18 protein-coding genes, 3 tRNA genes and 1 other RNA gene are annotated in these 21,762 nt (G+C 40.2%); 5 read left to right on the top strand and 17 right to left on the bottom strand.

The window, feature by feature from the left end; genetic code table 11:
* Window positions 1-21: 21 nt before the first annotated feature.
* The 7 genes from VH441_RS05510 to VH441_RS05480 form a co-directional block, all read right to left on the bottom strand.
* Window positions 22-669, bottom strand: a complete 648-nt coding sequence (locus VH441_RS05510; protein WP_434352666.1) for a 50S ribosomal protein L25/general stress protein Ctc — start codon at window positions 667-669, stop codon at window positions 22-24.
* A 149-nt stretch (window positions 670-818) separates the two neighbouring features.
* On the bottom strand, window positions 819-1,763 hold the full coding sequence (locus tag VH441_RS05505; protein WP_434352665.1) for a ribose-phosphate pyrophosphokinase: 945 nt from the start codon (window positions 1,761-1,763) through the stop codon (window positions 819-821).
* A 137-nt stretch (window positions 1,764-1,900) separates the two neighbouring features.
* A tRNA-Gln gene (locus VH441_RS05500) sits at window positions 1,901-1,976 on the bottom strand.
* Window positions 1,977-2,129: 153 nt separating this feature from the next.
* Window positions 2,130-2,205, bottom strand: a tRNA-Gln gene (locus VH441_RS05495).
* Between the two features lie 77 nt (window positions 2,206-2,282).
* The gene (gene ispE, locus VH441_RS05490) at window positions 2,283-3,176 is read right to left on the bottom strand and encodes a 4-(cytidine 5'-diphospho)-2-C-methyl-D-erythritol kinase (RefSeq protein ID WP_434352664.1); all 894 of its coding nucleotides are present in this window, start codon (window positions 3,174-3,176) and stop codon (window positions 2,283-2,285) included.
* A gap of 24 nt (window positions 3,177-3,200) precedes the next feature.
* Window positions 3,201-3,800, bottom strand: a complete 600-nt coding sequence (lolB, locus tag VH441_RS05485) for a lipoprotein insertase outer membrane protein LolB (protein ID WP_434352663.1) — start codon at window positions 3,798-3,800, stop codon at window positions 3,201-3,203.
* Window positions 3,801-3,874: 74 nt separating this feature from the next.
* The gene (locus VH441_RS05480) at window positions 3,875-5,743 is read right to left on the bottom strand and encodes a tetratricopeptide repeat protein (protein ID WP_434352662.1); all 1,869 of its coding nucleotides are present in this window, start codon (window positions 5,741-5,743) and stop codon (window positions 3,875-3,877) included.
* A gap of 249 nt (window positions 5,744-5,992) precedes the next feature.
* Here VH441_RS05480 and hemA point away from each other — a divergent pair, with 249 nt between their 5' ends.
* On the top strand, window positions 5,993-7,339 hold the full coding sequence (hemA, locus tag VH441_RS05475) for a glutamyl-tRNA reductase (RefSeq protein WP_434352661.1): 1,347 nt from the start codon (window positions 5,993-5,995) through the stop codon (window positions 7,337-7,339).
* A 114-nt stretch (window positions 7,340-7,453) separates the two neighbouring features.
* On the opposite strand, the gene VH441_RS05470 is transcribed toward hemA, so the two are convergent.
* The 10 genes from VH441_RS05470 to VH441_RS05425 all read right to left on the bottom strand — a co-directional run bounded on the left by VH441_RS05470 (window position 7,454) and on the right by VH441_RS05425 (window position 19,350).
* Window positions 7,454-9,115: a vWA domain-containing protein gene (locus tag VH441_RS05470; protein WP_434352660.1), complete on the bottom strand. Its 1,662-nt coding sequence runs from the start codon at window positions 9,113-9,115 to the stop codon at window positions 7,454-7,456.
* 158 nt (window positions 9,116-9,273) lie between these two features.
* The gene (locus VH441_RS05465; protein WP_434352659.1) at window positions 9,274-9,930 is read right to left on the bottom strand and encodes a YceI family protein; all 657 of its coding nucleotides are present in this window, start codon (window positions 9,928-9,930) and stop codon (window positions 9,274-9,276) included.
* A gap of 157 nt (window positions 9,931-10,087) precedes the next feature.
* Window positions 10,088-12,589: a YgiQ family radical SAM protein gene (locus VH441_RS05460; RefSeq protein ID WP_434352658.1), complete on the bottom strand. Its 2,502-nt coding sequence runs from the start codon at window positions 12,587-12,589 to the stop codon at window positions 10,088-10,090.
* 316 nt (window positions 12,590-12,905) lie between these two features.
* Entirely contained in the window at window positions 12,906-13,382 is a 477-nt protein-coding gene (gene smpB, locus VH441_RS05455; RefSeq protein WP_434352657.1) for an SsrA-binding protein SmpB, read from the bottom strand.
* 180 nt (window positions 13,383-13,562) lie between these two features.
* Complete coding sequence (locus VH441_RS05450) at window positions 13,563-14,282, bottom strand: sulfate/molybdate ABC transporter ATP-binding protein (protein WP_434352656.1); 720 nt, start codon at window positions 14,280-14,282, stop codon at window positions 13,563-13,565.
* Window positions 14,283-14,359: 77 nt separating this feature from the next.
* Window positions 14,360-15,202 (bottom strand): sulfate ABC transporter permease subunit CysW, encoded by an 843-nt coding sequence (gene cysW, locus VH441_RS05445; RefSeq protein ID WP_434352655.1) that lies wholly within the window; start codon window positions 15,200-15,202, stop codon window positions 14,360-14,362.
* 44 nt (window positions 15,203-15,246) lie between these two features.
* Window positions 15,247-15,873: an adenylyl-sulfate kinase gene (gene cysC, locus VH441_RS05440; RefSeq protein WP_434352654.1), complete on the bottom strand. Its 627-nt coding sequence runs from the start codon at window positions 15,871-15,873 to the stop codon at window positions 15,247-15,249.
* Window positions 15,874-15,923: 50 nt separating this feature from the next.
* Window positions 15,924-17,153: a sulfate adenylyltransferase gene (gene sat / locus VH441_RS05435; protein ID WP_434352653.1), complete on the bottom strand. Its 1,230-nt coding sequence runs from the start codon at window positions 17,151-17,153 to the stop codon at window positions 15,924-15,926.
* Between the two features lie 182 nt (window positions 17,154-17,335).
* Entirely contained in the window at window positions 17,336-18,172 is an 837-nt protein-coding gene (gene cysT, locus VH441_RS05430; RefSeq protein WP_434352652.1) for a sulfate ABC transporter permease subunit CysT, read from the bottom strand.
* A gap of 53 nt (window positions 18,173-18,225) precedes the next feature.
* The gene (locus tag VH441_RS05425) at window positions 18,226-19,350 is read right to left on the bottom strand and encodes a sulfate ABC transporter substrate-binding protein (protein ID WP_434352651.1); all 1,125 of its coding nucleotides are present in this window, start codon (window positions 19,348-19,350) and stop codon (window positions 18,226-18,228) included.
* Between the two features lie 280 nt (window positions 19,351-19,630).
* Here VH441_RS05425 and coaD point away from each other — a divergent pair, with 280 nt between their 5' ends.
* The 4 genes from coaD (at window position 19,631) to VH441_RS05405 (ending at window position 21,751) form a co-directional block, all read left to right on the top strand.
* Window positions 19,631-20,134, top strand: coding sequence for a pantetheine-phosphate adenylyltransferase (coaD, locus tag VH441_RS05420; RefSeq protein WP_434352650.1), 504 nt, complete (start codon window positions 19,631-19,633; stop codon window positions 20,132-20,134).
* 49 nt (window positions 20,135-20,183) lie between these two features.
* An RNA gene (rnpB, locus tag VH441_RS05415) (RNase P RNA component class A) lies at window positions 20,184-20,551 on the top strand.
* 135 nt (window positions 20,552-20,686) lie between these two features.
* A tRNA-Met gene (locus tag VH441_RS05410) sits at window positions 20,687-20,763 on the top strand.
* Window positions 20,764-20,938: 175 nt separating this feature from the next.
* Complete coding sequence (locus tag VH441_RS05405; protein ID WP_434352649.1) at window positions 20,939-21,751, top strand: ABC transporter permease; 813 nt, start codon at window positions 20,939-20,941, stop codon at window positions 21,749-21,751.
* Window positions 21,752-21,762 lie beyond the last annotated feature (11 nt).

The raw sequence follows: 21,762 nt of genomic DNA, 5'->3' as shown, positions 1-21,762 counted from the left end.
CTCTATTGCATTAAAAGGGGACTATTCGTCGCCACTTTCTTCAGAAGCTTCTTCACTTTCGCCTTCTGCTGCAGAATCTTCAACTTTTTCTTCTTTAGCGGCTGTCATGTTTGCTACTGTACGGTCTGTGCCAGCTTCTAGGTCTGCTAGTACAACACCTTCTGGTAGAGCGATGTCTGATAAGTGTACAGAATCACCAATGTTTAGCGCTGATACGTCAATTGCAATAAACTCAGGAATTTGAGATGGTAAGCAGTTGATGTCTAAATCTACAACTTGTGTCGATAAAATACCGCCAGCTTTAGCACCTGGTGCTTCTTCTTCACCTTCAAAGCGTACAGGAACACTCATGCTAATCTTTTGACCTTTAACAATACGTTGGAAGTCAGCGTGCATTGGGAAGCCTTTAGCAGGGTGACGTTGTAGGGCTTTAATAATGCCTTGCTCGTCTTCACCACCTTCAATAGTGATGGTGATAATGCTAGAGAAGAAAGCTTCACTTTCTAGTGCTTTTACTAGCTCATTGTTTTTTAAAGAAACCGCAACTGGCTCTTCGTTACCGCCATAAATAATAGCAGGGATTAGGTTTTGCTTACGCAGGCGGCGGCTCGCACCTTTGCCCTGCAGCTCTTCGCCACGCGCTACGGCGTTTAGTTCAAAATTACTCATGGTAATGTCCTTAAACTTAAAATATGGATGAATAAAAAAGTGGGTTTGCGACCAACCCACTTTTGTATAAGCTAATTTTAGTAGCTAATAAAATTAACATAAAAATAGCAGGTGCGTATTATATGCTAATTTTTATTGACTAGCAAATATTAATCAAACATTGCACTGATTGATTCTTCGTTATTAATGCGTCGTAAACTCTCAGCTAGCATTGGTGCAATGGTAACTTGTCTAATTTTGTTACAAGCTTTGGCTTCTTCTGTTAATGGGATTGTATCGGTAACCACAATCTCATCTAGTACAGAATTGCTAATATTGTCGATTGCATTACCAGATAATACAGCGTGTGTTACATAGGCTACCACACGGTTTGCGCCTTTGTTTTTGATAGCAGCTGCGGCTTTACAAAGTGTGCCTGCTGTATCTACCATGTCATCCACAATCACGCAATCACGCCCTTTAACATCACCAATAATGTGCATCACTTGTGATTCGTTAGCTTTAGCACGGCGTTTGTCGATGATTGCCAAGTCGGCATCGTCTAGCATTTTTGACATCGCGCGGGCACGCACAACACCACCAACATCTGGTGATACAACCATTAGGTTCTCATACCCTTGTTTTTTTAGCTCTTCAAGCAATACTGGAGTACCGTATAAGTTGTCTACAGGCACGTCAAAAAAGCCCTGAATCTGGTCAGCATGTAAATCGACAGTCATGACTCTATCAATACCTGCTGTGCCAAGCATATCGGCAACCACTTTTGCAGTAATTGGTACACGAGCTGAGCGTGGACGACGGTCTTGACGTGCATAGCCAAAATAAGGGATAACGGCGGTAATACGACCAGCGCTAGAACGGCGTAAGGCATCTGCCATTACTAAAACTTCCATCAAGTTATCGTTGGTTGGAGCACAAGTTGGTTGTAGTAAAAAAACATCTTTACCACGCACGTGTTCGTTAATTTGTACGGCAATTTCACCATCAGAAAAACGATTAACATCTGCTTTTCCTAAAGGAATGTGAAGGTGGTTTGCGACAGTTTTTGCTAGTTCAGGATGGGCATTACCCGTAAAAATCGCCAAGTAAGACATGACAAAAGTCCTATTGATTTAGGATTTAGGTGTTTAAATTGAATAACTGCAAGCAACTATAGCTTTGCAAACATGCAAAGCGAATAGCAGTTAAAATTTATACTGCCTAAATAGGTGCAAATAAATAAAAAGGAAAATGGCAGGGGTAGCAGGACTCGAACCTACGCATGTCAGGATCAAAACCTGATGCCTTACCAACTTGGCGATACCCCTGTAATAGGTGCAGTGACTAATTAAGAAAAATCACTTAAACGAGCAGTTTTTCAGTATGCAAATATTAGTGCGAACTATACCGAAAAACAGAGTGTTTTGTCAAACCAAAACTTGCCTAAAACGGCAAAACTAACAAAAAACTCATTAATAAAATGGCAGGGGTAGCAGGACTCGAACCTACGCATGTCAGGATCAAAACCTGATGCCTTACCAACTTGGCGATACCCCTATATGGGCGAACAATTATACTAAAAAAAATTGGGAATGCAAGTTTTTTTTATTTTGTTTACCAGCTTATTAAATCAATCATACAGATTCAACAAAAAAAGCAGGGCAGGGTGCTTGTTTTATCCAACTATTTATATCCTCTGTCTGCTTAGTAACTGGTAAAAACACACAACTACCCGAACCAGTCATCCTTGCGGTGCTTTTGCAAACCGATTCAAATTGTTTGAGATAGTTTAACGCTTCGGTGACTTCTGTACTAAGCTGGCAAACAACGGGTTCAAAGACATTATAAAAAGACGAGCTTAACGTATCTAAAAAATCCTGTGAATTTTCTTGTAACACGTCAACGGGCAGTTTTTTAATATCTCTTTTAAGTTTAGGGTGTGCAAATAGCTGAGCGGTTGAGATATGAGCTAAGGGTGTTAACAGTAAAAATTGTTGCTTAGGCAATTTAATAGGGCTCAAAATATCACCAACACCTTCTGCAATTGCATCTTGCCCATAAATAAAGATGGGCACATCGGCACCTAGTGTTACCCCAATTTTTTGTAGTTGTTGAGAGCTAAGCCCCAATTGCCATAGGTCATTTAATGCCAATAACGTTGTTGCAGCATTTGATGAGCCACCCCCCAAACCAGCACCTGTTGGTATGATTTTAGTTAAGTGTATGTCAACGATATTGAGCGTTTTTTTTTGAGTGTTAGGTATGTCCTTTAACAAAGCATACGCAGCTTTGATGATTAAGTTATCTTGTAAATTAGCAGTTAAATCAACGTCACAATGTAATCTGATAGGTGGTTCATCAGCATTGATTGTTTGCTGACTTAGCCGAAATTGCATTTTGTCGCCCCAATTTAATAAACGGAAAAGTGTTTGTAAATTGTGATAGCCATCTTCGCGTTTGCCAGTAATGTGCAAAAACAAGTTAAGTTTGGCGGGTGATAAGGTGTTGATATAGTTGGTGGTTTGCATCTTGGAGTCAATCACTTCTGCCGTTTATTGTTGGTGTTTGATAATCATTGTAACTTTACTACCATTCGTGTTTGTAGAAATGATTTTCCTTGGTAGTTTGTTGTCATCGGTATAATTAAAGGTTGCAGCCCAGTCACCATTGGTGGCAGTTAATAAACGATACTGGCTGTCGAGTGCTTGGCTACTATCCGTTGGCGCAGGAGAACCAGAAATCCAGTAAGGCAACTGAGAGATGGGGGCTTGCCATCCGGTTGCTTGTAATAAAAGGGCATCTGGGTCGTCTGCAGCAATTGTACCAACATCGGCATTTTCTAGTGTGGCCGTTTGACCATTATATTGGATTCTCGTAAACCCAATACCTAAAGCACCTTGCAACTCGATGGTGAATCTTTCATCTTCTTGAGCCCAAACATAAAAAGCACTACCAGCTTGGTTTGCGACTGTGTTGACAATGCCAATTTTGCCATCAATATTAAAAGCAGCTAGTTTTTTTGGGGTAAGCATTTTATTGGTATTAATAGGATTGACTGTTGGTTGTTGATGCATGGTTTGGCAACCAGACAGTAATGTTGTGGCTAATGCTAGCGTAGATAAAGCTTTTAAAATAGTTAAGTGCTTCTTCATGGTTGTCTCATTTAAAAGTTTAAATATAATTTATATGGTTCGTTAAAGGTTGGCTATTGGTTTCAGTTAGCAGGTTAGCGGCTTGAGATGTCGTCTTGTTTGGCTGCATCACTGTTGCCAATCAAGTTACTATCATCCACCTGAGTTTCTAACGGATTGATGTTAAAACGTGCTTGTATGTCGGCAAGTAGCGCGGCAGCTTGTTCTTCCTGCTCTAAGGCTTGATATGACTTTAACAATAGCATGGCAGCGTTAAGTGTTGGTAGCACTTCATAAGTATCTGCTAAGTAGTCAATCACTTTTGTGTATTCATTTTGCTGATATGCTGAGGTTGCTAACAAATTAAGCCCTTTAATATAAATGTCGCTATTAAATTTTTCATCGTCAAAAGGGATCGCAACCACCTGCTTAGCAAGCTGAAGTCCATACTCTGAGTTAGGCGATTTATGGAGCAATAACTCAGAAAACGCAACTTGATAACTGGGATTTTCTTTATCTGTTTCGTACAACTGGCTTACCAAAATGTATTTTTTAAAATAATCATTGTCGTTATCTAATGTATTGGCAAATGCAAACGTAATGTCGTCATGGTTTGGGTAGTCATCGTGGGCATTACTGAGCAAAGTTTTTGTTTGTTCGGTTTTACCGTGCGCATTTAAAACTTTTGCCTGTAATAGATAGCTTTCAGGTGCAAAAATGTCATAGTTAGTGCGAAACTGCTCTAAACTTTTGATTGCCATCTCTGGGTCATCTTCTAGCAAATGGGTTGCCACTATTTTTTCTTGGGCTTGTAGTGCTAAGTTTTCTTCTTTTACTTGTTTTAAGTAGTCTCTTGCTTGTTTATAATTGTTTTGACGCTCGGCACTGATGCCTAAGTAATAGTTTGCTCTGTCTTTATAAACGCGATCTTTGGTAAGTTTTGTTAATAACCCATTTGCCGTTTGATACTTTTTGATATCTAAACTTACTAACGCAGCCAGTAGAGTAATCTCATTGTCTTCAGAAAACTTATCATGTGCTTCTAATAGCTTGTTCCATGCTTGCTGGTTTTGTTGTAACTCGAGTAGATAACGAATTTCATATAAATATAGGCTTTTGGTATTTTTTGTTTTTAGCCCGCTTCTTGACGCCTCCAAATGCTGAAAAACCGCGTTAGGATTTTTAAGCTGTTTTAAAATATCTGCTTTTAAAGTAATGTAGGGGACACTGGTTGGGCTTTGTTGTAAGGCTTTATTGATATCTTTTAATGCGAGCTGATATTCGCCAAACTGCATTAATAAACCAGCCTGAATTACCAGTAATGAAGGATTATGCTTAATGTGTAATTGTTGTAATGTTGAGAGTACGACTTCTTGTTCGTCTCGGTTTTGTGGATAGATACCTTCTAAGAGTCCACTTAAATCAGATTGTGGATTATTTTCTAAGATTTTATTAAGTGTTGTGCCCGCGATTTTATATTCATGCGCCTTTAATGCCAAATAAGCGGTGTAAAACACAGCAGGGGTATGCTGTGGATTTTTTTGCTGCCAGCTGGTGACAAAACTCAATGAATCTTGTATCTCTTCATGTTTTAGTGAGAGTGCTAAAGCGCGCTCAAAAACAGCGGTGGCATTGTTTAAAAAGGCCTGTTCTTTATAAATTTTGAGTGCCTTTTTAATGTCACCTCTATCAAGTGCAAATTCTGCATCCATTAACTGGTAAAGGCTTGCCTCGTTTAAGCTGGTTTTTTTGTAGCGTGGTTGAGTGGTTAAGCCGGTAAATGGCATCAGGGTAGGCTCCGCGGTTGCAAAGCTTTGGTTTGGCAGTATTACGCAAATGCAAGCGGCTGTTAATACAGCAGTGACTGACTTTTTAAATGCAAAAACAGACTTAACTCTTTTATTTGTGATTTGTAAAAGAGATAAAAATAATGTGTTAGGGCTGTTTTTTGTTGAGTGTTCCATACTTTTGTTGGATGATGCGGTATCATCGCAAACATAACCTGATTTTACTTTAATTATAGATAAGTTTGTTGTGTCAGTATATAGTTGTTTTGTTAAGTTCTTTGGCTTGTATAGAGTAGATAAAATAGCAAAAGAGGGCTGACAAGATTATAAAATAATCTAAAATTCAAGATGCTATCAGTGTTATAATGACAAGTTTTTACATTGGTACTACTTTTGTCTTAGTAATTTTTTGGTAATAAAACCTCCATGAAGTTGTTAGTTATTGGCGTTAATCATAAAACAGCACCGATTGCTTTGCGTGAGCAATTGGCGTTTTCTGCTGAAGAATTGCCAAAAGCGTTAGAACAATTAGCCAACATAACTCATGGTAGCGTGATTGTGTCTACCTGCAACCGCACAGAAATTTATGCATTGGCGCCTGAAGACGAAAGTGACAACACACAAAATCCTCAAACAAAAAGTCATCCGACTCATAAACCGTCACTTAATGGCTTAATTGAGCAAATTACACATTGGCTTGCTGCTTTTAAGTCAATCGACCATGCTGCTATCACCCCTTATTTGTATCATCATAAAGAATCACAGGCAATAACCCATTGGATAAGGGTTGCTGCAGGCTTGGATTCGATGATTTTGGGTGAACCACAAATTTTGGGGCAAATTAAACAGTCTGTTGCTCAGTCGCTTAGTCAGGGGCGTATTAGTAAAAAGCTCAATTGGGTGATAGACCAAGTATTTGGCGCAGCCAAACAAGTAAGGCACGATACCAAAGTTGGCACACAGGCGGTGACTTTGGGGTTTGCGACAGCAAAACTTGCCACACAAATTTTTGATGACTTAACGGACTGTACTTTTTTATTGGTAGCAGCAGGTGAAATGAACCGATTGGTTGCCAATCATATTGTTGGATTGGGTGTGAAGCGAATTATTATTGCTAACCGTAACCCAGAAAGGGCAAATCAGCTAGCAAGCGATTTAAAAAACATTAATCCAAACGCCAGTATCGAGGTTGTGCCATTGTCTGCATTAGCTGAATATTTACCACAAGCAGATATTGTCAGTAGCTGTAGTGGTAGTATGGAGCGGTTGATTGATTTTAAAATGGCAAAAAAAGCGGTCAAAAAACGTCGTTATCGCCCTATGTTGTTGGTAGATTTGGCTGTGCCACGAGATATTGAAGAAAAAGTAAACAAGCTGGATGAAGTTTATTTGTATTCTATTGATGATTTGCAACATGTGATTTCTGGCAATATTGAACAACGTCGGCAGGCAGCGGTAGATGCTGAGTTGATGGTGAGTCAGCTGGTGGTGAATATTGAACGGCGTTTTCAGGTAAGGCAAGTGGGCGGTGATATTCAGGCATACCGAGAAGAAGCACATAGGCATGCCCAAAAGTTGCTTATTGAGGCGCTGCATCAATTACAGGTTAGTGATGAATCAACTGAATTGGTGATGGAAGAGCTAACTCGTAAGTTAACCCAAACCTTAACGCATGCTCCGTCTAAGTTGATGAGAAAAGTTGCTAGTAATGGTGATACCGATACCATGGATATGGTGGTTGATACGCTGAATGAGGCGTATAGAAGGAAATAGTTTTGACGCTTTATATTTTGAATGAGTTAAATTCTTATTTTAAATAAGTGTGAAGGTCGTGTTACGCTAGCGCTTCGCTAACACGACCTACTGTAAAACCTTAAGTATGCAAAGTTATTCTAATGCATCGGCAAGCTCTACCAATTTAACAAACTCGTGACGTGTGCCAAGTGGGTCTTTACCATAACCTTGTTTGGCATAGTTTGTTACGTCGCCATATGTCCAGCTGCCCGTATATTTACTATTCTTTAATAACTGTCCATAACCAGCAACCGCCAAAGCAAACCTTAAATCATCACTTGGTGTGGTAACACTATTAACGATTGGATACTCTAACAGTTTTGATGAAGATCCTTGCGGTGCTTTATAACGGATTTTTAGATAGCCAAGCTCATTTGACATATCCGTTGTTTTAGCATTAGTAGCTTGATAACGGCTTTCGTTTAAATAGCCTTGCTTGCCAACGGGTGTCACCTCAAACAGGGCAACTACCGATTTACCAGCACCTAATTCACCTGCATCTACCTTGTCATTGTTAAAGTCTTCATCGGCTAAAATGCGGTTTTCATAACCAATTAATCGCCACTCGCTAATGGTAGCAGGGTTAAACTCTACCTGTACTTTTACGTCTTTAGCTATTGTGTTAAAAGTGGCACTCATCTCATCAATCAAGGCTTTTTTTGCTTCGCTTACGCTGTCGATATAGCTGTAGTTACCGTTACCATTGTCAGCAACTTGCTCCATCATGTATTCATTATAATTGCCAGTACCAAAACCAAAGGTGGATAGCGATACGCCGTCGTCTCGGTTACGCTTGATGATGTCTAACATTTCATCTGTGTTTGATACGCCTACGTTAAAGTCACCATCCGTTAGCATCAAAATACGGTTAATGCCGTCTTTTTTAAAGTTTTGTTTGGCTTGTTGGTAGGCAAGTTTTATGGCGGCTTCGCCATTGGTCGAGCCACCTGCATTTAACCGGTCGATAGCTGATAAAATTTTAGCTTGCTCACTGCCATTGGTGGCAGGTAGCACAATTTCGGTGTTACCAGCATAGGTAATTAAGCTGATTGTATCTTGCTTACGTAATTGCTTGGTAAGCATTTTTAGGCTTGATTTTGCCATGTCTAGCTTATCTTTACTATTCATCGAGCCGGACACATCGACAAGAAATACTAGATTTGAGGGAGGCAGTGCGTTAGATTTTTTGCTGTTTTCTGAGATATTATCAGTCGATTTAATTGCGATTTTAATGATGTTATTTGTTGTTTTCCAAGGTGCTTTAACCGTTTCTAAGCTGACTTTAAAAGGTGCGTTATTTTTACGAACCGCATTTGTGAAGCCGTAATTAAAATAGTTGATTAACTCCTCATAACGTATGGCATCGCTTGGTGGTAATGTGCCATCATTTAAAAAGCGGCGGACGTTGGCATAGCTGCCAGTGTCGGTATCGATACTAAAGGTAGATATCGCATCCTCACGGGTGCGATGAACGGGATTGGTTTCAGTATCTTGATAATTTTCGGTATTATTAGGTACTGAGTAAATTGGCGCTGGCATGATTGGTGGTGCAATACGTGATGTATAGGGTGCAGCCTGCGGCGTGCCCATTGCTATATCGGCAGTTGCTATTTCTTTTAACAATACAGGTTTGGTATTGGCCGAGGTATTGTTTGTATCATTGGTGTTTTGAGTGCTGCAGGCAGTAAGGGCAGACAGCATAGCGCTGACAAGTAGGGTGGCACTGATTGAGGTATACAGTTTATTTTTTTGCATGATGTTGTCCTTTACGTTTTTGCTGTTTATCAAATATCTATTATTAAACATCGATCATGATTTTTAGTTTAGCAAAAAACGTAAAGGGGTGTTTGGGCATTATGTTAATGAGTGTTGCTTGAGTGTCTCATTTGTTTTTGACAGGCTGTATTGTCATTTTATTGCTTGAGGGCTTCTATTTCTATATCTAGTTTAACCTCTTTCGGTATGCCCAGTAATACGTATTTGTCTATTTTCCATTTTGTTCTATCTATGGTGGTTGTAAAGTCACCACCGCAAGCCGTTTTTTTAGCAATCGGGTTAAAATAACAATTAAAGCTGGTTGCAGTTAATGTAATTGGTTGTGTAATACCATGCAGGGTTAGGTTACCATCAATTTGGGTGACTTTTTCTGGGTGGGTTTTGTTATCAAAATACCATTTGTTAGACTCAAAGGTAGCCGTTGGATAAGTGGTTGTATCAAAAAAATCTTTACCTTTTAGATGCTCGGTAAATTGTTTACTAATGGTGTGCATGCTCTCCATTGGTATGTTTATTTTGACATAGCCAGTTTGGGCTTTAGCACTATACTTTACCGTGCCTGTTAGCTCATAAAAACCACCCGTCATGGTGCTGGTATTCATGTGGTTGATGGCAAAGCGCACATTACTATGGTGTGGGTCTAAATTGTATGTGCTGAGTGATGTGGTGTCTATTACTGTTGCTGTACTTGCGGTAGAAGCGTTATTTTGGTTAACCGCTTGTACACTGGTGCAAGCCGCAGTGCTAATTGCTAGCAAAACAATGGTGGCTTTGTTTAAGATAGGAGAAGACATGATAAATCCTTTTAAATGTAATGATAATTGAGTGTCTTAAATTATAAGGGTTAATAGTTAAGTTTGAAGTTTTTAAACAATAATATTATTTGCCTTTTAAACAGGGACAAAAGAAGACTGACAATCCTGAATCAGTCTTCTTTTTTTTAATGGTAAGCTATTTGCTTTTTCTTGGCGGTAAACCAGTATGTTGTGTCTGAAAGTTGCCTTTTTTGACAGGTTTACGTTTATTGGCATAAGGCTTTTTGGTCTTGCTTGAAGGCTTGCCATTTTTTTGATTGCTACGACGTTTTACTGAGTCACCACTCTTAGATGAGTAAGCTGAGCTGTTTTTCTTACGGGCAGATTGATAGCCTTCTTGACCTTCAAGGCGCGCATTAAATTCAGGAATCAAATGACGGCTACTATTGCCAATTAAATCTTCACGTCCCATCCGCTTCAATGCCTCACGCAAAATACCCCAATTTTTTGGGTCGTGGTAACGTAAAAAAGCTTTATGCAGTTTGCGTTGCTTGCCAGATTTGGTAATGGTCAAGTCTTCACTGCTACGCGTTACCTTTTTTAACGGATTTTTATGGCTGTGGTACATGGCAGTGGCAGTTGCCATTGGGCTTGGATAAAAAGCTTGCACTTGGTCAGCACGGAAGTCATGACGCTTTAGCCAAATGGCTAGGTTCATCATATCTTCATCGGTTGTGCCGGGATGGGCAGCAATAAAGTAGGGGATTAAATACTGCTCTTTGCCTGCTTCACGACTAAATTGGTCAAACATTTCTTTAAACGCATCATAAGTCCCCATACCTGGTTTCATCATTTTGCTTAAGGTATTTTCTTCTGAATGCTCAGGGGCAATTTTTAGATAACCACCCACATGGTGAGTCACCAGTTCTTTCACATATTCTGGGTCTTTTACTGCTAAGTCATAGCGTAGCCCTGATGCAATTAAAATCTTTTTCACACCATCGATGTCACGGGCTTTTCGGTATAGCTGGGTTAAATGGCTGTGGTCAGTCAGTAAGTTGCCACAAATATCAGGATAGACGCAAGAGGGTTTACGGCAGTTTTTCTCGATGTTTTCATCTTTACAATGCAAGCGATACATATTGGCAGTAGGACCACCAAGGTCAGAAATCACCCCAGTAAAGCTGGGTTCAGTTTCTTTGATACGCTCCACTTCTGCCAGAATGGATGCTTCTGAACGGTTTTGAATGATACGCCCTTCGTGTTCGGTAATTGAGCAAAACGTACAACCACCAAAACACCCACGCATGATGTTAACCGACAGTTTAATCATGTCATAAGCGGGGATTCTAGCATCGCCATAGCTTGGATGGGGCAGACGAGCATAAGGCAAGTCAAAAATATAATCCATCTCTTCCATTGATAGCGGAATTGGCGGTGGGTTGAGCCACACGTCTATTGCGTGTTGATCATTTTTATTAGATGAACTACCGCCATGACGTTGCACCAAAGCACGCGCGTTACCAGGGTTGGTTTCCATGTGTAAGATACGGCTGGCATGGGCGTATAAAACAGGGTCTGCTTTTACTGCTTCAAAATCAGGCAAGCGGATGACCGATTTGTCTCTGGCTGGCATCGGGCGTTTGTGTTTAAGGGCAGTCTTTGATTTGGTAGTTTTTAAATCCGCCCCGTTTTCGATGGTTGAAAGCGATGAATTTGCTGATACAAAAGCGTTGTTTTGACTGTCTTTACCACCTTGTAGTTGCACCACTTGCACGTCATCATTTACTTGCTCAGCGTTGATGACTTTATTCGCTACCTTTTCGGGTTTAAAGCCTTGATACTGAGAGGTTGTGGATTTATCTTGCTCAATATTACAGTTGTCTACATCTTCCATCATCACATAGGGGTTGATGATGGGGTCAACTCGTCCTATGGTATCCACATCATTACTGGCTATTTCGGTCATATCCGCTTGCCAGTGGCGTTTGTTGGCAGTTGATAGATAGGCTGTGCCACGGATTTTGCTTAGCTGTTCTAGGCTATAGCCTTTTGACAGTCCATGCATCACATCGACAATTGCTCGTTCGGCATTACCATATAACAAAATGTCAGCACGGCTATCAAGCAAAATACTGCGACGTACTTTATCCGACCAATAATCATAGTGGGCGATGCGTCTAAGACTGCCCTCAATACCACCCAAAATAATAGGCACGTCAGAATATGCTTCACGGCAACGTTGGCTGTACACAATAGAAGCACGGTCAGGACGTTTATCTGGTGCGTTGTCTGGTGAGTACGCATCATCGCTACGGATACGACGGTCTGCGGTGTAGCGGTTAATCATGCTATCCATGTTGCCAGCGGTTACGCCATAAGCATAAACAGGCTTGCCAAGCTTCATAAAGTCGTCTTTGCTTGTCCAGTCTGGCTGAGAAATAATGCCAACTCTAAACCCTTGTGATTCTAGTAAGCGTCCGATAATTGCCATGCCAAAACTTGGGTGGTCGACGTAGGCATCGCCTGTAACGATAATCACATCACAGGCATCCCAGCCCAGTGCGTCCATCTCCGCTCGGCTCATTGGTAGATATGGCGCAGGGTCAAAGCAACTTGCCCAGTACTTGTCATAGTCAAATAATGGGCGATGAATGCCTTGTCTAAAGGCTTGTTTGGCAAAGGTTTCGGCGGACATGATTTTGGCTCATCTGTAGATAGATTGGCTAATTTATAAAGTTGAGTTATTTAGTGGGTATTTTAACATGGATTGGGTTGGTTTTGAGTAAGGAAGCTGATAGGTTTTGTGATTAAATGTTTAAAGGCTGTCTATGATGAATGACAGTTATGACATCATTGATGATGCTATCTTTAAGTGTAGATTGTTGATATGGTATAAAAAAAGGCTACGCCATCTAAGTAAATAAAGATGGCGTATCAATGTCATGTATTAATGATATTTAGAAAGTGTTTGGCAAACTAGGGTATGCATCTATTATTTACCCTAAAGCGTTTTACTTTAAATCTTGTTTAAACCCACGTTCTTTATCACGTTGCCAGTCTCTATCTTGTGCGGTTTTGCGTTTATCGTGTAGTTTTTTACCTTTAGCCAGGGCAATTTGGCACTTCACTAACGACTTATTCCAATAGCAAGATAAAGGAACACAGGCAAAGCCTTTTTGATTAACGGCACCAAAAAGTTTGTCAATTTCACGGCGGTTTAACAGTAATTTACGGGTTCGGATATTGTCAGGACTGACATGCGTTGAACTGGTAATAAGTGGCTGAATGGTTGCGCCAAACAAAAATGCCTCGCCATCTTTTAAGGTGACGTAGGCTTCGGTAATACTCATTTTTCCTGCACGGATAGACTTGACTTCCCAGCCTTCTAAAACAAGCCCTGCTTCAAAGGTTTCTTCAATAAAGTATTCATGACGTGCCTTTTTATTGGCACAGATTTGATTTTCAGGCTTTTTTGATTTTTTAGCCATGGTAAGGGTACCTCTCATTATTTTTACATCGTTTATTTAAACGTGTAAAAACCAACCTCATTTAAGAGTTAATTCTTACCATAAAAAATTATGGTAAGTCGAGAGGCTATTATAACAAATAAACCAGCATTACCCTAAGATGATGATATAGTTAACGAGATGAATTTGTGGCAGAAGATTTTATAAATCTAAAAAGTCTGCGACAAATTCATTGGCTGGGTTGGCAATCAGCTCATCAGGAGAACCAATTTGTTCAATCACACCATGGTTCATTACCACAATTTCATCCGCAACCGCTCTTGCTTCCTCTTGGTCGTGGGTTACCATGATGCTGGTGATACCCAGTTCATGATGGATGTCTTTTAGCCATGTTCTTAGCTCTTTACGTACTTTTGCATCTAGTGCGCCAAAAGGCTCATCAAGCAGCAGCAGCTTAGGTTCTACTGCCAGTGCCCGTGCCAATGCAATACGTTGACGTTGTCCGCCAGATAATTGATGCGGATACGATGCGGCTAAGTGAGGCAGCTGTACTAACTCTAATAAATCACTTACCTTTTTATGAATATCAGCTTTACTCGGGCGTTTGGATTTAGGCAGCATTTTTAGACCAAACGCGATATTTTCGGCAATGGTTTTATGACGAAATAGGGCGTAGTGTTGGAACATAAAACCAATATGACGATGCTGCACAGGGACATCGGTCACATCATCACCATCAAACAAAATTTTGCCACTGTCTGCATACTCTAACCCAGCAATGATACGAAGCAAGGTGGTTTTTCCACATCCTGAAGGTCCCAGTAATGTGGTCATTTTGCCTGTGGGTACGCTTAGGTTAATGTCTTGTAAGGCAACAAAACTGCCAAATTGCTTATGTACATGGTTAATGTCTATACTCATTGTAATACCTAGATTTGTAATCTTTTGTGGATATCCAGTTTTTTGTTTTCATCGTCATTTTAAAATGGGCGATACAATCAATCTTGCTTATCACTCATAAAATACTGTAGCAGCAAGGTCACTAATGCCAGTACCGCCAACAGGCTCGATAATGCAAAGGCAGCGGTAAATTGATATTCGTTATAGGCAATTTCTACCAATAATGGCATGGTGTTGGTTTCGCCACGGATGTGTCCCGACACCACACTCACGGCACCAAACTCTCCCATGGCACGAGCATTGGTCAAAATCAGTCCATACAGTAATGCCCATTTGATGTTTGGCAGAGTCACATGCCAAAATACTTGCCAACCATTTGCGCCTAAAATCAGTGCTGCTTGTTCTTCGCTATCGCCTTGTGATTGCATCACAGGGATTAACTCACGGGCAACAAAAGGAAAAGTAACAAACAAGGTCGCCAGTACAATGCCAGGCGTGGCAAATATCACTTGCATACCCAAAGATTCAAGCCAGCCGCCAACCAATGAATTGGCACCAAATAGCAGCACAAACATTAAACCTGCCACCACTGGTGATACCGAAAAAGGTAAATCCAAAATCGTGGTTAATAGTTGTTTGCCTTTAAAGTTGTAACGCGTGACCAGCCATGCGACTGCCAGACCAATTATCATGTTAATTGGTAACACAATTGCTGCGGTGATTAAGGTTAACTTAATGGCAGCAAGGGCTTCAGGCTCAATTAATGAGGCAAGATACAATTGCCAGCCTTCTTTAAACGCCTCATAAAAAACAGCAAACAAAGGCACCAGCAGCATGAGCCCCATAAACGCCATTGCCAGCCCAATAAATAACCAACGTAGCCAAGGGCTATCTTTTGTGGCTGGATTATTTTGATACGGGTAGTTATTAACTGATTGCATAAGTGGCTTATTTTTTGGTTTATGAATATGAGGTGGTTAACTGATTAACTGGCTTTATGAACGAAGTCATGCGCAACCAAGTAATCAACCACTTGATTTGCTACCGACTCAATGGTCAGCCCTGTTGTCTGTAAATGGAGTTCAGGGTTGACTGGTGGCTCATAGGGAGAATCAATACCAGTAAAGTTTGGAATCTCACCAGCACGGGCTTTTTTATAAAGCCCTTTAGGGTCTCGTTTTTCACATTCATCTAATGGCGTATCAACAAATATCTCAATAAAGTTTTTACCCACAATTTCTCTTGCTGATTGGCGGTCAGAAACAAAAGGGGAAATAAACGCTGTAGAAACAATCAACCCAGCATCATTAAATAATTGGCTGACTTCAGTAATTCTACGAATGTTTTCAATGCGGTCATCATCGGTAAAACCGAGGTCTTTGTTTAAGCCATGACGGATGTTGTCGCCATCTAATAAATAAGTGGCATAGCCTTGGTCATGTAACAGGCGGTCAACCGCATTGGCAAGCGTAGATTTTCCAGAACCTGACAAGCCGGTATACCATAGTACGCAAGGTTTAGAGCATAGTCGCTCCCAGCGTTCTTCTGCCGAAACAGCGGCATCATGCCACACAATATTGGTTGCTTTGGTGTTTGTTTGTCCAGTCGTCATTGTCTTGTTATCCTTCGATATTAGATAGGCTTGCTTTTTTAAAAAGTCGATTACTGTGCCGAGTGACCTTTTAGCTCAACTTTTGCACGGTCTGCTTTTTCGATGGTTGAATAATAATCCCGTAAGATTTGCAACACTTCTGGGCGGCTAAAGTTATCTGGTACTGGTTCATCCTCTGATAGCGCCTTACGCAGCTTGGTGCCAGATACTTTGACATGATGCTTGGCGTCATGAGGGCAAGTTTTGGTTGATGCCATGGTGCCACAAGCATTACACCAAAAAGTCCAATCGATTTTTAGCGGTTTGGTCTTCATGGCGTTATCTGGGATTTCATCAAAAATATCCTGAGCATCAAATGCACCGTAGTAATCACCAACGCCTGCGTGGTCACGACCAACAATCAAATCAGTACAGCCATAATTTTGACGGAATAACGCATGTAATAACGCTTCACGAGGTCCTGCATAACGCATATCTAATGGATAGCCAGATTGAATGACCGTATCTTTTTTAAAGTAGTTGTCAATGAGTGTACCAATGGCTTGTTGACGAACTTCGGCAGGGATATCACCAGGTTTCAAGGCACCTAATAATGAATGAATCATCACGCCATCACAAATTTCAACGGCAATTTTTGCCAAATATTCATGTGAACGGTGCATTGGGTTGCGAGTTTGAAACGCAGCAACCTTTTTCCAGCCTTTTTCTTCAAAAATGGCACGAGTTTCTGCCGGTGTCATATAAATGCCAGCATATTCGCTAGGAAACTCACCCTGACTAAACACCTGTACTGAGCCAGCTAAATTGACATCGCCTTGTTCCATCACTTTTTGCACACCAGGATGTTCTGTTTCGGTTGTTCCAAACACGCTCTGGCACTCATGCGCTTTATCAATACTGTATTTTTCTGACAGTGTTAGCACGCCCATGACTTCGCCATCTTCGGCTTTTAGGGCAATCTCATCACCAATGTTAAGTGGACTGGCTTCTTCACTTGAAGCAGAAAGGGTGATTGGAATAGGCCAAAAAAGCCCTTTGTTATTGCCAGTTTGTAATGTCATTTCATCACAAACACCTTGCCAGTCGGCTTGGTTCATAAAACCATCTAGTGGGGTAAAACCACCAATACCAAGCATAATTAAATCGCCACGCTCACGAGAGCTGATGGTGATGCTGGTTAAATTGGCTGCTTTTGCTTGAGCGTCTTGTAGTGCTTGACCCTCTAACAAAAGTGGCTTAAGAACATCGCTGCCATGTGGCGGAACTAAGTTTGATGTCATATTAAATACCTTGTTTATTCTTTATTTAAAATAAAACCAGACTGGCAGACAGCTCCGTAATCTTGGAGCCAAACATACAATCAGATAACAGGGTTCTATTTTTGTTTTAGTTTGTTTAAATTTTTCTGTAAATTATGCATTTTGGTCACCCGTTTTGTTCACGACAGTCAGGCAAAGCAAAATTACTTTGCACCGACTCGTCGAGACAATCGCCACTGCATAATATTGATTGACAATAAAATCACAAACGAAATTAATAGCATGAATAATGCAACGGCTGATGCCCCAGCAACATCAAACATTTCAAGCTTACCAATAATAATTAATGGTAAAATCTCAGACTGCATGGGTATGTTCCCTGCAATAAAAATCACTGAGCCGTATTCTCCTGTGGCACGAGCAAACATCATGCCAGCACCCATCAATAAAGCTGGGAGTAGTTCAGGGAACACCACCTGAAAAAATGTTTGGAGACGACTAGCCCCCAAAACGGCTGCTGCTTCTTCAAATTCTACCGATAGCTCGGCAAGTACTGGTTGAACGGCTCTCACAATAAATGGAAAACTAACCACAACCAAGGCAAGCCAGATACCCACGGGAGTAAATGCCACTTTAATACCAATTTTGTCAAACCACTGTCCAATCAATCCATTAGGCGCATAGAGCGTTGCAAGTGAAATACCAGTGACTGCCGTGGGCAACGCAAATGGTAAATCAACCAAAGCGTTCATCAACGATTTACCAACAAAATCATAGCGAACCAATACCCACGCCACCAAAGTACCAAATACCATATTGGTGAGCATCGCAAGCCCTGCCATCTGAATCGACAGCTTAATAGCATGGAATACTTGAGGTTGAGTAATGGTGGTAATGAACTTATCAAAGCCCATTTGTGTGGTGGTATATGCCATCATGGCAAAGGGCAAAACCACCAAAAGTGATAAACTGAATATACTAATACCGAGGCTTAACCCAAAACCAGGTAAGATACGGCGTTTTTTGTTTTGAGTTTTCATTTTATCCGTCCTTCACCACGCGCTTACTCATTTACAAGCGCGTGGGGACTCAATTATTTTTTAGTTAGCTCATCAAAAACACCGCCATCAGCAAAGTACTTTGGCATAATCTCACCCCAAGTACCAAATACATCGGCAGGGCGGAAGGTTTCTACCGGTGGTAATTTATCAGCATTTTTTTCAAGCACGGCTTGTACGCTTGGTCGTAGGTATAAATCAGCCGCTAACTGTTGAGCAGGCTCACTCCATAGATAATCTAGGTATGCTTTGGCGGCATCGGTTGTGCCTTTTTTCTCGGTTACTGTGTTTACAATGGCAACTGGGCTTTCTGATTTAATCGAGTAGTCTGGATAAACGATGTCGACTTGACCCTGTGCAAATTTGTTTTTAGCCAAGTTTGATTCATTCTCAAAAGTGATTAACACATCGCCAATGTTACGTTGAGCAAAGGTTGTTGTTGCTGCGCGACCACCATTTTCATAGACTTTAACGTTGTCCAAAATCCCTTTAACAAGTTCATTGGTTTTGGTTTCATCGTTATTAAATTTATGCAAGCCATAACCATAAGCACCCAAGAAGGCATAACGTCCATTACCTGTCACTTTTGGGTTTGCCATCACGATTTCTAGCCCGTCTTTTGTTAAGTCTTCCCAACCTGTAATTGCTTTAGGATTGTCTTTACGCACTAAAAATACGATGGTACTGGTAAAGGGCACAGCATGGTCAGGGAACTGTTGTTCCCAATCGTTTGCAACCAAGCCTTTTTCTTCTAACAACTCAATATCAGAACCTTGGTTCATGGTAGCGACATCGGCTTGTAATCCATTGGCAACAGACAGTGCCTGCTTACTTGAGCCACCATGTGATTGTTTAATGGTAATGTTAGCTTCTGGATGTTCAGCTTTATAATGTTCAATAAACTTGGGGTTATAGTCTTTATAAAAGTCACGAGCCACGTCATAAGAGACATTTAATAACTCAATATTGCCTTCAGCAGAGCTTGCGTTGTTTGTTTCTGATGTTGTTGCCTCAACTTCTGTTTTAGCTGCTGTGTTAGCATCAGAGTTAGAACCACCACAACCCACCAAACCAAGGGTGATTGCTGTTATACCAAGCCCTGTAAATTGACTCAGTTTTTTTGTTGATGTTGTGTTCGACTTACTATTAAAAGCTTTCATAATTAGTGACCTCTAAGGAGAATATATATCTATTGAAATAAGGTAATCTAGATTGAGGATTATGCTATCAGTAGTGCTAAATTATTTTTAACAATAAAAAGATTTATATAAATTCCAAAAAAGAATATTTTTTATATTGGGCTTTTTATTAATTATTTGACTAAATCTCCAAGCTTTAAGTTTTTATTACCAGTTTATGAATAGAATGTATGCTTTTATTTTATAAATGGTTATTTTTTGCTAGAATAAATTAATTTTATTTATCCAAAGTGGTGAAAATATGTCTCAATCAAAAACACCTCAACATGCCAAAGTTTTATATCCAGGTACTTTTGATCCCATTACTAATGGCCATGTTGATTTGGTAAAACGAGCCGCTAAGCTGTTTGATGAAGTCGTTATTGCGGTTGCGGTTGGACACCACAAACAACCAACGTTTAATTTTGATGAAAGAATTGAGTTAGTTCAGACTTGTTTTAAAGATTACCCCACCGTATCTGCTATTGGTTTTGAGGGGTTGTTGGTGGATTTTATGCAAGATCAAAATGCCACGGCTGTTTTGCGCGGTTTGCGTACGATGTCTGATTTTGAATATGAATTTCAGCTTGCAAATATGAACCGAGCATTAGATGATAATTTTGAAGCCGTATTTTTAACCCCCTCGCAAGACTATTCTTACCTTTCATCTACAATGGTACGAGAAGTTGCAAAGCTTGGCGGTGATGTAAGCAAACTTGTGCCTGCATGTGTACAACAAGCCTTTGCTAAAAAACTAGGCAATTAAATGTTTGAAAGCTCCCTTTTTTAGATAAATCTCTGTTATAATTCGCCACTTGGTAAACCAGACGATCGCCTGTTGCTATTTTTTAAATAGCTAATAGGAGGAAAGTCCGGGCTACGCAGGGTAATGTGCCAGCTAACAGCTGGGCGGAGTAATCCGACGACAAGTGCAGCAGAGAGGAAACCGCCTGAGTCTTGATTTTTCAAGCTTTAGGTAAGGGTGAAAGGGTGGGGTAAGAGCCCACCGCACGGGTGGTAACAGACCGTGGCAAGGTAAACTCCACATGTAGCAAGACCAAATAGGTATCCATACGGCGTGACCCGCGTTGGATACGGGTAGGTTGCTCGAGCGTATTAGCAATAATATGCCTAGATGAATGATCGTCCACGACAGAACCCGGCTTATCGGTTTACCATATTATTAATTGTTTAATGCCCCAGATTTAGTCTGTGTTAACTTTTTTAAATAAAATGCTAATTTAGGCTTGACGATGTGATAAGTCTTAGGCATAATACGCACCTCTAAATGCAGTGTGTTGTTTAAAACACAAAATTTGGCGATGTAGCTCAGCTGGTTAGAGCGCACGACTCATAATCGTGAGGTCGAGAGTTCAAGTCTCTCCATCGCCACCATTTTTATAAAGTCAGTAACTAATTAAATAGTTACTGACTTTTTTTTTACTAAAAAGTTAATATTTGTTATTTTTTATACCAAATATTAACTTTTCAGCGTTTAATATCCAATGCTTTTGGCGATTGTGGTATTATCCTAAAATGTTTCTAAATGAATTATAAATAGAATTTTAGTATGTCTATTGAACTACCTCCTTATCGACCCGTAAAAAGACGCAGTGGCTTAAAAGTTATGGGTGCAGCTTTTCATGCTCTTTTAATGCGTGAGTTACAAACACGTTTTGGTAGTTTTCGATTGGGTTATTTATGGGCGCCATTAGAAGTTTTATTTCAGGTTACTGTATATCTAATCTTTTTCGGTGCAATTATGCATCGGGTAATGCCAGGTATTGATTATATGCTATTTTTGGTAGCGGGCTTGGTGCCATATCAAATGTTTAGGCGTATTGCCAATAGATCTTTAGGTGCGGTTGAAGCAAATAAAGGTTTATTGATGTATCGTTCTGTTAGGCATTTTGATGTGATTTTTGCGCGTTCCTTTTTAGAGTTGGTTATTTATTTTTTCACTTTTGTTTTATTATTAACTTTATTGGCATTTTTGGGTATAGGGATTAGTTTTTCACATTTAGATGTTGTGTTACTGTGCTGGCTCACCATGTTTTTATTTAGTTTGGGGTTTGCCCTGATTATGATGATGATTGGGTATTATGGCGGGGAGATTGGTAAAGTAGTGAGTCTGATCTTTACTATTTTATATTTTACATCAGGGGTTATTTATTCAATCACAATTGTTCCTGAACCATATATAAATTATTTGTTATATATTCCTTTTGTACATAATTTAGAACTGATTAGACATTCACTAGCACCCTCTTATCCATATTATCATATTGATTTTATGTATTTTATTAAATGGATGTTGACAGTTGATCTTATTGGCTTATTAATGTACAAAGCATTTGAGCGAGATTTAATACGCGCAAAATAATATTAAAGGTT

Source organism: Psychrobacter sp. HD31 (assembly GCF_051097895.1).
GTDB lineage: Bacteria > Pseudomonadota > Gammaproteobacteria > Pseudomonadales > Moraxellaceae > Psychrobacter.
This window is presented reverse-complemented; position numbering and strand designations above follow the sequence as displayed.